General features: G+C 70.2%; 13 protein-coding genes and 1 pseudogene. 6 read left to right on the forward strand and 8 right to left on the reverse strand.

What is annotated here, in order from left to right; all coding sequences use genetic code 11:
• Nucleotides 1-25: 25 nt before the first annotated feature.
• The 8 genes from hsaB to H2Q94_RS16865 all read right to left on the reverse strand — a co-directional run bounded on the left by hsaB (nt 26) and on the right by H2Q94_RS16865 (nt 8,576).
• Nucleotides 26-595, reverse strand: a complete 570-nt coding sequence (gene hsaB / locus H2Q94_RS16830; RefSeq protein WP_243788128.1) for a 3-hydroxy-9,10-secoandrosta-1,3,5(10)-triene-9,17-dione monooxygenase reductase subunit — start codon at nt 593-595, stop codon at nt 26-28.
• Between the two features lie 237 nt (nt 596-832).
• Nucleotides 833-1,735, reverse strand: coding sequence for an iron-dependent extradiol dioxygenase HsaC (gene hsaC, locus H2Q94_RS16835; protein ID WP_243788130.1), 903 nt, complete (start codon nt 1,733-1,735; stop codon nt 833-835).
• Nucleotides 1,736-1,753: 18 nt separating this feature from the next.
• The gene (gene hsaD / locus H2Q94_RS16840; RefSeq protein WP_243788132.1) at nt 1,754-2,632 is read right to left on the reverse strand and encodes a 4,5:9,10-diseco-3-hydroxy-5,9,17-trioxoandrosta-1(10),2-diene-4-oate hydrolase; all 879 of its coding nucleotides are present in this window, start codon (nt 2,630-2,632) and stop codon (nt 1,754-1,756) included.
• Nucleotides 2,632-3,810: a 3-hydroxy-9,10-secoandrosta-1,3,5(10)-triene-9,17-dione monooxygenase oxygenase subunit gene (gene hsaA / locus H2Q94_RS16845; RefSeq protein WP_243788134.1), complete on the reverse strand. Its 1,179-nt coding sequence runs from the start codon at nt 3,808-3,810 to the stop codon at nt 2,632-2,634. Before hsaA ends, hsaD begins: the two co-directional genes overlap by 1 nt.
• A 321-nt stretch (nt 3,811-4,131) precedes the next feature.
• The gene (dmpG, locus tag H2Q94_RS16850) at nt 4,132-5,169 is read right to left on the reverse strand and encodes a 4-hydroxy-2-oxovalerate aldolase (RefSeq protein WP_243788136.1); all 1,038 of its coding nucleotides are present in this window, start codon (nt 5,167-5,169) and stop codon (nt 4,132-4,134) included.
• Complete coding sequence (locus H2Q94_RS16855) at nt 5,166-6,080, reverse strand: acetaldehyde dehydrogenase (acetylating) (protein ID WP_243788138.1); 915 nt, start codon at nt 6,078-6,080, stop codon at nt 5,166-5,168. The genes dmpG and H2Q94_RS16855 overlap by 4 nt, the downstream gene beginning before the upstream one ends.
• A gap of 35 nt (nt 6,081-6,115) precedes the next feature.
• Nucleotides 6,116-6,910 (reverse strand): 2-keto-4-pentenoate hydratase, encoded by a 795-nt coding sequence (locus H2Q94_RS16860; protein WP_243788140.1) that lies wholly within the window; start codon nt 6,908-6,910, stop codon nt 6,116-6,118.
• Nucleotides 6,911-6,956: 46 nt separating this feature from the next.
• Entirely contained in the window at nt 6,957-8,576 is a 1,620-nt protein-coding gene (locus H2Q94_RS16865) for an FAD-binding protein (RefSeq protein WP_243788142.1), read from the reverse strand.
• Between the two features lie 176 nt (nt 8,577-8,752).
• On the opposite strand from H2Q94_RS16865, the pseudogene H2Q94_RS30980 reads away from it, so the two are divergent.
• From H2Q94_RS30980 to H2Q94_RS16890, 6 genes and pseudogenes are all read left to right on the forward strand, one after another.
• A pseudogene (locus H2Q94_RS30980) lies at nt 8,753-9,070 on the forward strand (FAD-binding protein); the annotation flags it as partial.
• Nucleotides 9,071-9,207: 137 nt separating this feature from the next.
• Nucleotides 9,208-10,416: an FAD-binding protein gene (locus H2Q94_RS16870; protein WP_397545484.1), complete on the forward strand. Its 1,209-nt coding sequence runs from the start codon at nt 9,208-9,210 to the stop codon at nt 10,414-10,416.
• Nucleotides 10,413-11,564 carry a 3-ketosteroid-9-alpha-monooxygenase, oxygenase component gene (locus H2Q94_RS16875; protein WP_243788144.1) on the forward strand — a complete coding sequence of 384 codons (1,152 nt, stop codon included), beginning with the start codon at nt 10,413-10,415 and terminating at the stop codon, nt 11,562-11,564. Before H2Q94_RS16870 ends, H2Q94_RS16875 begins: the two co-directional genes overlap by 4 nt.
• Nucleotides 11,565-11,566: 2 nt before the next feature.
• Complete coding sequence (locus tag H2Q94_RS16880; RefSeq protein ID WP_243788146.1) at nt 11,567-11,905, forward strand: hypothetical protein; 339 nt, start codon at nt 11,567-11,569, stop codon at nt 11,903-11,905.
• A gap of 8 nt (nt 11,906-11,913) precedes the next feature.
• Nucleotides 11,914-12,954 (forward strand): ferredoxin--NADP reductase, encoded by a 1,041-nt coding sequence (locus H2Q94_RS16885; protein ID WP_243788147.1) that lies wholly within the window; start codon nt 11,914-11,916, stop codon nt 12,952-12,954.
• A 9-nt stretch (nt 12,955-12,963) separates the two neighbouring features.
• Nucleotides 12,964-13,821: a MaoC/PaaZ C-terminal domain-containing protein gene (locus H2Q94_RS16890; protein WP_243788148.1), complete on the forward strand. Its 858-nt coding sequence runs from the start codon at nt 12,964-12,966 to the stop codon at nt 13,819-13,821.
• Nucleotide 13,822 lies beyond the last annotated feature (1 nt).

A 13,822-nucleotide genomic window follows, 5' to 3' on the forward strand; every position in this document is an offset into this window, starting at 1 on the left:
AGTGGCCGGACGGCTTCCGCGCCCCTCAGAGCCAGTCGTCCTGGCCAGGCCACGCCAGGAGCGCGTCCAGAGGGCCTGCTTCGGCGCGGACGCCCGCGTAGGCACCTTGGTAGAACAGCAGGGGGTTCCGGGCTCCGCCCTCTCCCAGCGCCTGCACTCGGCCGATGACGACGTAGTGGTCGCCGGCTTCGTGGACGGCTTCGATCGTGCAGTCGGCCCAGGCCAGCACGTCGTCCAGGACGGGTGATCCCGACGGGCCGGGGTGCCAGCCGATCTCGGCGAACTTGTCCGGGCCGCCGCGGCCGAACACGGTGCTCACCGCTTCTTGGCCATCGGTCAACACGTTCACGCAGAACCGGCCGGATTCCGCCAGCAGCGGCCAGGTCCGGGAGCTCCGGCCGGGGCAGAACAGCACGAGCGGCGGATCCAGCGACAACGCGGCGAAGGACTGGCAGGTGAAGCCCACCGGCCGATCACCGTCCATTCCCGCCACGACCGTGACGCCGGTGCAGAACCGGCCCAGCACCCGCCGGAAGCTCGCCTGGTCGAGTCCGGAGGGGCCGGTTTCCCGTGTCGCTTCGACGTTTCCGGCCATGGCCGACGAGTCCTTTCAGCAAGGTCTTTTGATCTGTCTCTTGTCAGCGGCGAAGCCGATGAGCGGTGACCACCAAAGCAGAAGTACCACCGGCGGGTTCTCAGTGGCGTCCGCACGAGCACGGCTTTTTCCTCGTGGCGGCCGCTCGGAAAAAGCTGCCACACCGGCCGGGGCGCTGGGAGCAAGCCACCGAGGTTCCGTCGCCCGACCGGCCGAGCAGGCCGTTCGGAAGGTTCCTCACCCCTGCGCGCCGATGCTGAAGTCGTGGCCCCACAGGCTGACCGCGGTACTTTCGCGCGCGATCCAGTCCTCGTCCTCGACCTGCCTTCCTTCGCAGCCGAACTCGACGTCGAAGCCGCCGGGCGTCTTCATGTAGAACGACAGCATCAGGTCGTTGACGTGCCTGCCGAGCGTCGCCGACATCGGCACCTTCCGCCGCTGCGCGCGGTCCAGGGTCAGGCCCACGTCGTCGACGTCGGCGACCTCGACCATGAGGTGCACGATCCCGCTCGGGGTGGGCATCGGCAGGAACGCGAGGCTGTGGTGGCGCGGGTTGCAGCCGAAGAAGCGCAGCCACGCCGGTTCACCGTCGGCGGGCCTGCCCACCAGTTCCGGAGCCAGCCGCATCGAGTCCCGCAGCCGGAAACCCAGCACGTCGCGGTAGAAGCTCAGCGCCGCCGCGTCGTCGTGGGTGGACAACACCACGTGCCCGAGGCCCTGTTCCTCGGTGACGAACCGATGCCCGTACGGGCTCACCACTCGGCGGTGCCGGAGTTCGGCGCCGTGGAAGACCTCCTGGGTGTTGCCGGAGGGGTCTTCGAAGCGGATCAGTCCGTGCACGCGCCGGTCGGCGAGGTCGGCGGCGTCGCCTTCCTTGTAGGAGACTCCGGCGGCCTCCAGGTTGCGCGCGACCTCGTGCATCTCGGCCTCGTTGGCGGCTTCCCAGCCGGTCTGGGCGAGGCGGTCGGCTTCGCCGGGCACGATCACCAGCCGTGCCGGGAAGTCGTCCATCCGGAAGTAGACGGCCGCCGGGTCCGGGCCGTCGCCCTCGATCATGCCGAGGACTTTGGTGCCGAACACCCGCCACGCCTCGACGTCGGTGGCCTCGATCCGCAGATATCCCAGCGAACGGATGCCCATGGCGCACTCCCTCGGTCGTCAGTCCAGCAGGAAGTCCTGCGTGATCCGGTTGAACTCGGCGAACTTCTCCAGCTGCGCCCAATGCCCGCAGCCGCCGAACACGTGCAGTTGCGCGCGCGGGATCAGCTTCAGCGCCAGCAGCGCGCCGTCGAGCGGATTCACCCGGTCCTCCCGGCCCCACACCAGCAACACCCGCTGCCGCAGGCGGTAGGCCTCCCGCCACAACATGCCCTGTTCGAAGGTCTCCGCCCGGCGGAAAGATTCGCCCATCGCTCGCATCGCGGCCAGCGACTCCGGGGAGGAGGCCGCGGCGTAGCGCTGTTCGAGGAGCTCTTCGGTGATCAGGGACTGGTCGTGCACCATCGTCCGCAGGAACGCTTCGAGCTTCTCCTTGCTCGGTCCCGGGGGTGCGCCGAATTCGGAGAGCCGCCGGACACCCTCGGTCGGATCCGGTGCGAACAGGTTGATGCTGAGCCCACCCGGCCCCATCAGCACCAGGCGGCCGGCCCGGTCGGGGTGGTTCAGCGCGAAGCGGACCGCCGTTCCGCCGCCCAGCGAGTTCCCCAGCAGGTGCGCCCGGTCGATGCGCAGCTCGTCGAACAGCTCGTGCAGCGCGGTGGCGCTGTGGGTGAAGTACTGGCCGTGCTCGGTGGGTTTGCTGGATCCGCCGAAGCCGGGCTGGTCCACGGCGATGGTGTGGAACCGGCGCGCGAAGACCTCGAAGTTGCGGCTGAAGTTGCTCCACCCCGACGCGCCCGGCCCACCGCCGTGCAGCATCACGACCGTGTCCGCATGTTCGGTGCCCGCCTCGTGGTACTGCAAGCGCAGGCCCGACGGCAGCTCGGCGATGCGAGTGGCGATCTGCGTTTCCGGTGCGGTGGTCACGAATTCTCCCATCAGACCATCGAATCCTTGATCGGCAGGCCGAATTCGCCGGTGCCGAACATGGTGTACGCGCGCTCGGGATCGTTGGCGGCGTGGACCCGGCCGGCGTGGGCGTCGCGCCAGAACCGCTGGATCGGGGTGCCGCTGGCCAAGGCCCGCCCGCCGGAGTTCTCGAAGAGCCGGTCGATCGCCTCGATCGATCGGGTGGTGCCGCGGACCTGGTCGCGGCGGGCGCGCAGCCGCAGCGCCATCGGCACTTCCTGCCCGGCTTTGAGCAGTTCGTACTCCTCGGCGATGTTGCGGGTGAGCTGCAGCCAGGCCGCGTCGATCTCGCTGGCGGCCTCGGCGATCCGCACCTTGGCGAACGGGTCCTCTTTGGACTTCTCCCCCGCATAGGCCGCCCGCACTCGTTTGCCCTGGTGCTCGACGTGCGCGTCGTAGGCGCCCTGGGCCATGCCGATGATCGGCGCGGTGATCGTCGTCGGGTGCACCGTGCCCCACGGCAGCCGGTAGAGCGGCGAGGTGTTCACCTCGTGGCCCGGACACCGCGTCTCGGTCATCGCCATGAAGCTCAACGCCCGGTGCGCCGGGATGAACACGTCGTCCACGACGATGTCGTTGCTGCCGCTGCCGCGCAGTCCCACCGTGTCCCACACGTCGTCGATGCGGTAGTCGCCCAGCGGCAGCAGGTAGGTGCAGAAGTCGACGGGCTCACCCGCGTCGTTGTAGGCCGGTCCGCCGACGAACACCCAGCTGGCGTGGTCGCAGCCGGAGGAGAAGCTCCACCGCCCCGTCAACCGGTAGCCGCCCTCGACCTGCACGGCTTTGCCCATCGGCGCGTACGAGGACGACACGAGCGTGCTGGAGTCCTCGCCCCACACCTCGTCCTGCGCCTGCTGCGTGAACAGCGCGAGGTGCCACGGGTGCACGCCGATGATGGAGGCGACCCAGCCGGTGGAGCCGCAGGCGCTGCCGATGAGCCGCACCGCCGTGTAGAAGTCGACGGGGTCGGCCTCGTAACCGCCGTGGCGGGCCGGTTGCAGCAGCTTGAAGAAGCCGGTCCGCTGCAATTCCTCCATCGACTCTTCGGGGATTCGGCGGGCGTCCTCCGCTTTCTGCGCGCGTTCGCGCAGCTCCGGGAGCAGCTGCCGCACTTCCTCGATGACCCGTTGGCCGTCCTGGTCGCTCATCCAAGCGCTCCCGTTCCCGCGCCCGCCGCACGAGCACGATCTGGAACCCGTTCCGCCGCAGAACCGGTGGGCCGGAGTGAAATACCTGTCCGCGAAGTCGCGTGATCGCCGTTCACAACGACAACAACACTAGAACATGTTCTCGTTTATGTCGAGCACTCGAACCCTGGACATCCCCGGCCCCACTGCCCCGCGTTCAGGCGAGTGGCCCCTTTGACCGGCGCGACCGGGCAACGGGGACGTTCACCTGACCTCGCCGGCGGAGTGAACGGCCCGTTCGACCGGTAGGACCGGGCGAAGGAAGCAGTGACCTTCGGGGAATCAGGATTCGGCTTGGAGTTCGAGGGCGAGGGTGATGAGCTGGTCTTCCTGGCCACCGACCAGTTTGCGTTCGCCTGCTAGCACGAGCAGGTCTCCGGCGTCGACGCCGTAGCGTTCGGCCTGCCGTTCCGCGTGTTTGAGGAAGCTGGAGTACACGCCCGCGTAGCCCATCAGCAGCGCCGAGCGGTCCAGCAGGCACTCCTGCGGCATCGCCGGGCGCACCACCCGCTCGGCGGCGTCGGCCATCGCGAAGAAGTCCACGCCGGTGCGGATTCCCAGCTTGTCGCACACCCCGACGAACGCCTCGACCGGAGTGTTGCCCGCGCCCGCACCGAACCTGCGCGCGCTGCCGTCGATCTGCACCGCGCCCGCCCGAGCGGCCGCGATGGAGTTCGCCACCGCCACTCCCAAGTTCTCGTGCCCGTGGAAGCCGACCTGCGCGTCGTCGCCGACCTCGGCGACGATCGCCGCGACCCGGTCCGCGACCTGCTCCAGCACGAGCGCACCGGCCGAATCGACCACGTACACGCACTGGCAGCCCGCGTCGACCATGATCCGGGCCTGCTTCGCCAGCGCCTCGGGCGGCTGGGAGTGCGCCATCATCAGGAAGCCCACGGTCTCCAGCCCGCGTTCCCTGGCCAGCCGGAAGTGCTGCACCGACACGTCGGCCTCGGTGCAGTGCGTGGCGATCCGGCACACCGCCGCGCCGTTGTCCTGCGCGCGCACGATGTCGTCGAGCACGCCCACACCGGGCAGCATCAGGAACGCGATCCGGGCGTGCACCGCGGTGCGCGCCGCCAGCGCGATCAGCTCCTGCTCGGGGGTGCGGGAGAAACCGTAGTTGAACGACGATCCGCCGAGCCCGTCGCCGTGGGTCACCTCGATCACCGGCACTCCGGCGCCGTCGAGCGCGCCGACGATGTCGCGCACTTCCTCGGCGGTGAACTGGTGGCGCTTGTGGTGCGAACCGTCACGTAGCGAAGTGTCGGTCACCCGCAGGTCCAGCGATTCGGAGAACGTCCTGGGCAGCTCGGTCACGAGATTCGCTCCTCTGCGATGTCCGGGCGCGCGCCGGCGCGGACGAGCTCCTCGCCCGCGCGCACGGCGGCGGCGGTCATGATGTCGAGATTCCCGGAGTACGGCGGCAGGAAGTCACCGGCCCCGGCGACCTCGACGAAGGTGGCGACCCGGATGTGGTCGGCGGCGGTGTCGAACTGCGGCTCGCCCAGCAGCCGGTAGCCGGGGACGTACTCCGCGATGTCGCGGGCCATGCGGGTGATGGATTCGCCGATCACGTCGGTGTCGGAATCCGCGGGGACGGCGCAGAAAACGGTGTCCCGCATGATCATGGGAGGGTCGGCGGGGTTCAGCACGATGATCGCCTTGCCGCGCTCGGCGCCGCCGATGGTCTCGATGCCCAGGCCGGTGGTCCTGGTGAACTCGTCGATGTTCGCGCGGGTTCCCGGCCCCGCCGAGACCGATGCGACGGACGCCACGATCTCCGCGTAGCTCACCGGCGCGATGCGGGAGACGGCGTGCACCATCGGGATCGTCGCCTGCCCGCCGCAGGTGATCAGGTTGAGGTTGGGCGCCGCCAGGTGCGCGCCGATGTTCACCGGGGGCACCACCGCAGGCCCGACGGCGGCCGGGGTGAGGTCGATGGCGCGGATGCCCGCGCTCGCGTAGCGCGGCGCGTTCGCGCGGTGCACTCCCGCCGAGGTGGCTTCGAAGACCAGGTCGGGCCGGTCGTCCTGGCCGAGCAGCCAATCCACGCCGTCGGCGCTGGTGCGCACGCCGAGCTCGTCCGCCCGGCGCAGCCCTTCGCTGGCCGGGTCGATCCCGATCATCCAGCGCGGCTCGATCAACTCCGACCGGCTCAGCTTGTAGAGCAGGTCGGTGCCGATGTTGCCGGAGCCCACTATCGCCGCGGTCGCTTTGCCAGGACTCATCTTCCAGCTCCTCGAACCCTCGTCGGAACGTCGTGTCATCGGAACGTCACGGACACCGCACCGAGGCTGCGTCCACCGGTGCTGAACTCGGCGTCGAAGCGCTGCCCGGCGGCCACGTCGACGGCTCGGGTGCACGACCCGGGCAGCACGACGTGCCCGGCGCGCAACCGGACGCCGAAAGCGGCGACCTTGCGCGCCAGCCATGCCACCGCCGTCGTCGGATCGCCGAGCACGGCGTCCGAACTGCCCGCCGCGATCGGGGAACCGTCGCGACGCAGCACCGCGTCGATCGCGCGCGGATCCACCGCGTCCGGTGGAATCCTGGCCGCTCCCAGCATGAATCCGGCCGAGGAGGCGTTGTCGGCGATGGTGTCGGCGAGGCTGATCCGCCAGTCGCCGATGCGGCTGTCGATGAGCTCGATCGACGGCACCAGTGCCTCGGTGCCCGCCAGCACGTCCCGCTCGGTGCAGGACTCGCCGGGCAGGTCGGCGCCGAGCAGGTAGCCGACCTCGACCTCCACCCGCGGGAAGCAGTAGCGGGAGGTCTCGACCGGTTCGTCCTCGGACAGCCGCATGTCGGAGAGCAGGTGGCCGTAGTCGGGCTCGTCCACGCCCATCATCGCCTGCATCACCGGGGACGACAGGCCCACCTTGTGCCCGACGATCTCGGTGTCGGGCAGCCGCCTGCGAATGTTGCCGAGCTGGATCTCATACGCGTCGACGGCGGTCAGCTGCGGATACGAGTCGATCAGCGGTGCGATCGGCACTCGGTCCCGCTCGGCGTTCCACAACCGCAGCGCCAGCTCAGCACGCTGTTGACTGGTGAGCACGTTTCCTCCATGGACGACCGGTGGTCTTGTGCGTGGGCGCGGCATCTCAACCGTCCTCGGCCAGTGCGAGCCGGCTTCCCGCTCTGCGGCCGGAGAACACGCAGTCGGCGAGGGACAGGCCGCTGACGTAGGAGTTCGAGCAGATGCCCGCCGCGGTCCGTCCCGCCGCGTACAGGCCGGGGATCGGGGCGCGGTCCTCGTCCAGCACCGCGCCGGTCGTCTCGTCGGTCACCAGGCCGCCGAGGGTCAGCATCGGGCACGGGTAGGCGACGCTGGGCCGGACCGAGATGTCGAGCAGCGTGAACGGCGGGGTGCGCAGCGGCCGCACGAACTCCGCCGGTTTGCCCGCCGGGTCCTTCCCGGCCGCGGCGTTGTCGTGCGCCTCCACGGTGGTCCGCAGTCGTACCGGGTCGATACCGGCGAGCACCGCGGCCTCGGCGACGGTCGGCGCGCTCACCGAACGCCTGCCCAGCAGGTACAGCGTCTGCATCAGCTGGAACCACACGGTCTGGCCGCGCAACCGGCGGATCGTCTCGCGCCGCAGGTCGGCGTCGATCAGCAGCCAGCCGCGCCCACCGTGGCGGTTGATCAGCGCGTCGCCGAGCGCGGCACCGTAACGGGACTCGTCGCAGACCCGGTCTCCGTGCTCGTCGACGAGCACCGCGCTGAGCAACGGGCTCGGCGGGGTGATGAACCGCCACGCCGAGACGTTCCCGAGCTTGTCGGTCGCGCCGCCCACCGAGGTGCCGAGCCGGATACCGCTGCCGTCGTCACCGCGCGTTCCCAGCGGGAGCCCGCCCCGGTACAGCGGGGCGTGGCGGCGCAGCATCTCCCGGTTCGCCACGAAGCCGCCCGCGGCCAGCACGACTCCGCGCCTGGCCCGCACTCGAAGCGGACGCGCGTGCCGCCGCTCCAGCCGTTCGGCGACCGCGTGCAGGCGTTTTCCCCACGCGGGCACGTAAATCCCGGGTTTCGCGGCGAGCTTCGACGACACCCGGTGGACCTGTCGCACGCGGCGGGAGGCGGTGCTCAGTGATGCGCACTCCACGCCGCGCACCCGGCCGGTGGCGTCGGTGATCAGTTCCGTGCACCGGGTCTGGTCGACGATGCGGACGCCGCTGGCGCGCACCGCCGCCGCCAGCGCGGCGAACAGCACCTTGCCGGAGGTCCCGCGCCCGTAGGCGCGATGTCCGCGCGGGGCGGGGCGGGCGACGTCGCGGAATCCGCCGGACGCTTCGCTGCCCGAGTAGTAGAGGTAGTGGCGGTTGCTCGGGTACGACGTCTTGTACGGCGCGAGGTCGCTGCCGAAGGGCACGCCCCGCGCCTCCAGCCACTCGATCATCTCGGGGCTCTGCTCGCAGAAGCGGCGCAGCGTGGCCTCGGAGACCGCGTCGCCGGTCTCCATCCGCAGGTACTCGTACATGTCCTCGACGGAGTCCGCGACGCCCGCCTCCCGTTGCAACCGGGTGCCACCGCCCGCGTAGACGATTCCGCCGGAGAGCGTGCTCGCCCCGCCGCCCGAGAACCGGTCCAGCAGCACGACCTCGGCACCGCCGCGAGCCGCTTCGATCGCGGCGCACGCGCCCGCGACGCCGAACCCCACGACCACCACGTCCGCCCACAGCTCATCCGTCACCACGACCTCCGACTGAAACCGGTTCTCCATCGACATCCCCGACACGAGTCCATGTTTCCGGTAATCACCGTAGCGCCACTGCGGATAAAACTATAACCTGTTTCAGTATTGAGAGCGATGGAGGTGACATGAGCGCATCCGTCCCGACTCCCGATCCGGCGGGCTCACCGGTCGACGTCGTGGTGGTGGGCAGCGGAGCCGCCGGGATGACCGCGGCGATCACCGCCGCACGGGCGGGCCTGGACACCGTGGTGGTGGAGAAGGCCGGCCGCTTCGGCGGTTCCACGGCCCGGTCCGGCGGTGGCGTGTGGGTGCCGAACAACGCGGTGCTCGCCCGCAACGGCCGCGCGGACACCGCCGAGCAGGCCGCCGCCTACCTCGACCACATCATCGGCGACACCGCGCCCGCCGAGCTGCGGCGCGCGTTCCTGGCCAACGGCCCCGCGATGCTCTCGACGGTCCTCGAATCCACCCCGTTGCGGATGCGCTGGGTGCCGGGATATTCCGACTACTACCCGGAGGCGCCCGGGGGCCGGTCCGGCGGGCGTTCCATCGAACCGAAGCCCCTGGACGGGCGCCTGCTGGGCGAGGAACTCTCCCGGCTGGAGCCCGATTTCACCAAGGCACCGCGCAACTTCTCCGTCACCCAAGCCGATTTCCGCTGGCTCAACCTGGTCGCCCGCCATCCGCGCGGCGTGCTGCGCGCCGTCCGGGTGGGTGCGCGCTGGATGTTCGCGAACCTGCTCCGGAAGCGGCTGCTGGTCCGGGGCAGGCGCTCGCGGCCGGGCTGCGGCTGGGGCTGCGCGACCAGCGGGTGCCGTTGTGGCTGAACACCGAACTGCTCGAGCTCGTCCAGGACGACGCGGGACGCGTCACCGGGGTCGTGGTGCGCCGAGACGGTGAGCCGGTCACGCTGCACGCCCGGCGCGGTGTGGTGCTCGCCGCGGGCGGATTCGAGCACAACGAGGTCATGCGCAAGCAGCACCAGCGCGAACCGATCGGCACCGGCTGGACGGTCGGCGCGGTGGCCAACACCGGCGACGCGATCCGCGCGGGCCAGGACCTCGGCGCCGCGGTGGACCTGATGGACGACGCCTGGTGGGGGCCGTCGATTCCGCTGACCGGCGGACCGTGGTTCTGCCTCGCCGAACGCACGCTGCCCGGCTGCATCATGGTCAACGGCGACGGACGGCGGTTCGTCAACGAGGCCGCCCCGTACGTGGACGCGGTGCACGCGATGTACGGGCCGGGCGACGGTCCGGCCCGCAACATTCCGACCTGGCTGATCGCCGACCAGCGCTATCGGGACCGGTACGTGTTCGCGGGCCTGGGACCGCGCCAGCCGTTCCCGAAGCGCTGGTTCGAAGCCGGGGCGATCCGCCGTGCGAACACCGTGGAGGAGCTCGCGGACGAGATCGGCGTTCCACCGCAGCAGCTGCGCGGGACCGTCGACCGGTTCAACGAGCACGCGCGCACCGGCGAGGACGCCGACTTCCAGCGCGGCCGCAGCGCCTACGACCGCTACTACGGCGACCCGTTCAACCGGCCCAACCCCTGTCTCGCGGCGCTCACGGACGCGCCGTTCTACGCGGTGAAGATCGTGCCCGGCGACCTGGGCACCAAGGGCGGCCTGCGCATCGACGTGCACGCCCGAGTGCTGCGGGAGGACGGCGATCCGATTCCCGGCCTCTACGCGGCGGGCAACTCCAGCGCGGCCGTCATGGGCCGCACCTACGCCGGGCCGGGAGCGACCCTCGGACCGGCGATGACCTTCGGTTACCTGGCCGCGCAGCACATGGCGGACGTGGCGGGAGCCGAACCGAAACACGCTTCGAGCCCCGGCAGGGGCGAACGGAGGAGGCAGCGATGACGCAGGCGTCGAACAACGGCGACGGCGAGGTGCGGACCATCGACGTCGGAACCCCGCCGACCAGGTTCGCCCGCGGCTGGCACTGCCTGGGGCTCGCGGAGACGTTCAAGGACGGTTCACCGCACGCCGTGGAAGCCTTCGGCACGAAGCTCGTGGTCTTCCAAGCGGGCAGCGGCGAGCTGCACGTGCTGGACGGCTACTGCAGGCACATGGGCGGAGATCTCAGCCAGGGCAGCATCAAGGGCGACGCGGTGGCCTGCCCGTTTCACGACTGGCGCTGGTCCGGCGATGGGCGTTGCGCCGGGATTCCCTACGCCAAGCGGATTCCGCTGCGGGCGCGCACCAAGGCGTGGACGTGCATGGAGCGCAACAAGCAGCTGTTCGTGTGGAACGACCCGGAGGGCAACCCGCCGCCGCCGGACATCGTGATTCCCGAACTGCCCGAGGTCCACTCGCCGGAGTGGAGCAACTGGACCTGGGACACGGAGCTCATCCAGGGTTCGCACTGCCGGGAGATCGTCGACAACGTGGTGGACATGGCGCACTTCTTCTACGTGCACTACGCGTTCCCGACGTACTTCAAGAACGTCTTCGACGGGCACATCGCCACCCAGTACCTGAACACGAAGGGGCGTCCGGACGTCGGCGGCTCGCAGTCGAACTACGCGGGTGAGGAGAACTTCGGGCGTTCCGAGGCCTCCTACTACGGGCCGTCGTACATGATCGACAGGCTGTGGAACGATCACAAGGGCATGACCATCGAGACCATCCTGATCAACTGCCACTACCCGGTCACCGAGAACTCGTTCGTCCTGCAATGGGGAGTGCTGGCCAAGAAGCTGCCCGGCCTCACCGACGAGCAGGCGGACAAGATGGCGGGCAAGATCGCCAAGAACACCGGTGTCGGATTCCTCCAGGACGTCGAGATCTGGCGGAACAAGACGCGCATCGACAACCCGCTGCTGTGCGAGGAGGACGGGCCGGTGTACCAGTTGCGGCGCTGGTACGAACAGTTCTACGTGGACGTCGCCGACCTGACCGAGGACATGACGGGGCGGTTCGAGTTCGAGGTGGACACCACCCGCGCGAACGTCGCGTGGGAGCAGGAGGTCGCCGACAACCTCGCGCGCCGAGCGGGCGGTCAGTGAGCATGGCGGGCTCGGACTGGGCCAAGGCGCCGTCGTTCGCCGACGACCCGGGAATGCGGGCGAGGCTGCGGGAACGCACCGCCGAGGACCGCCGGGAACACCTCGAAGGGGGCCTGCGGTCCGTCGAGTGCACCCGGTGCGGCGCGTGCGTGCTGGCGAAGAAGAACAGCCCGTCGCACACCAGCGTCCAGTGGACGGGCGCGGCGGCGCAGCAGTGCCCGGAGCTGTCGGCGCACGTGCGCGGCGGCAGCACCGCGCACGTGGAGACCTGCCCCGACCTGCACGAGAGCATCGGCGACGCGATGCGGGAAACCCGCTCGGCGGTCGGGGAGCACGACTAGGAGGGCTCATGTCCCAACCTTCCGATTCCGGCGTGCACCGGCTGAAAGTCGACGAGGTGGTCCAGGAGTCACCGGACGCGATCTCGCTGGTGTTCGCCGTGCCCGACGACGGCGAGTTCTCCTACCGTCCCGGCCAATTCCTGACGCTGCGCGTTCCCGGTGCGCACGGCGGGTCGGTGGCCCGGTGCTACTCGCTGTCGAGCTCGCCGCACACCGACTCCGCGCCGCGAGTCACCATCAAGCGCGTTCGCGGTGGTCACGGGTCGAACTGGTTGTGCGACAACATGACCGCTGGGTCCATTGTGGATGTCCTGCCGCCCGACGGCGGGTTCACGCCGAAGTCGCTGGACGGGAAGTTCCTGCTGCTGGCGGGCGGCAGCGGGATCACCCCGATCATGTCTATCGTGCGCTCGGTGCTGGCGGGCGGCGACGGGCGGATCGTGCTGATCTACGCGAACCGGGACGAGCAGTCGGTGATCTTCGCCGGAGCGCTGCGCGAACTCGCCGCCGCGCATCCCGGGCGGTTGACGGTCGTGCACTGGCTGGAAACGGTGCAGGGCCTGCCGGACGGAGCATCGCTGCGGGCGCTGGCTGAGCCGTTCGCGGACCACGAGGCGTTCGTCTGCGGTCCGGGCGCGTTCATGGACGTCGCCGCAGGCGCACTCGCACCGCTCGGCTTCGCCGGGAGCCGGCTGCACATCGAACGGTTCCTGTCGCTGGCGGAGAACCCGTTCGAGCGGACCGAACAACCGCCCGCCGAGGCGGACGGCGAAGGCGACGCCACGGTCGAAGTCGACATCGACGGCGCCCGGCACCGGCTCGACTGGCCACGCCGGCAGCGCCTGCTCGACCTGCTGCTGGAGCGCGGCATCGACGCGCCCTATTCGTGCAGGCAGGGCGCGTGCAGCGCGTGCGCCTGCCGCATCGGCGGCGGCGAGGTGAGCATGGTGCGCAATGACATCCTGGAGCAGGAGGATCTCGACGACGGCATCGTGCTGGCCTGCCAGTCGCTGCCGGTCACCGACGAAGTCCACGTCAGCTACGAGTGAGGGAACCGCATGCCCATCGATCCCGAAGTCGCCATCGGGGCGACCGTGGCCGCCCAGGACGTCGAGTGGAGTTCGTCCGACGTGCTGCTCTACCACTTGGCGCTCGGTGCCGGGAACCCGCCGACCGATCCGCGCGAGCTGCGCTACACCTACGAGCAGGACCTGCACGTGCTGCCGTCGTTCGCCGTGCTCGCGCCGAACCTGCGCCAGTTCGAGCCGCCGACGTTGTCCTTCCCCGGCATCGAGGTCGACTTGGCCAAGGTGCTGCACGGCGGGCAGGAGATCACCGTGCACCGCCCGTTCCCCGCCGCGGGCCGCGCGCACGCGACGACCCGGATCGTGGACGTGCAGGACAAGGGCAAAGCGGCGGTGATCGTGCAGGAGACCGCGATGACCGACGAGGACGGGCCGGTGTGCACGGCGCGCTCGACGATCTTCGCGCGCGGTGAGGGCGGTTTCGGCGGGCATCGCGGCTCGTCCTCCCGGGTCGAGACGCCGGACCGGGAGCCCGATTTCGTCGCCGACTCGCCCACGTGGCCGCAGCAGGCGTTGCTCTACCGGCTCTGCGGCGACCGCAACCCCTTGCACGCCGATCCCGCGTTCGCCGAGGCGGCCGGTTTCCCCCGCCCGATCCTGCACGGCCTGTGCACCTACGGCGTGGTGTGCAAGGCCATCGCCGACACGGCGCTCGACGGTGCCGTGACGCGGATGTCCTCGTACGCCGCGCGTTTCACGGGAGTCGTGTTCCCCGGCGAGACGATCCGCACCCGGATCTGGCAGGAGGACGGCAGGCTGCTGGCGACGGCGTCGGTCCTGGAACGCGACGACTCCTCCGTGCTCGGGGACATCGTCGTCACCACCGGCTGAG

Source organism: Saccharopolyspora gloriosae, assembly GCF_022828475.1.
Lineage (GTDB): Bacteria > Actinomycetota > Actinomycetes > Mycobacteriales > Pseudonocardiaceae > Saccharopolyspora_C > Saccharopolyspora_C gloriosae_A.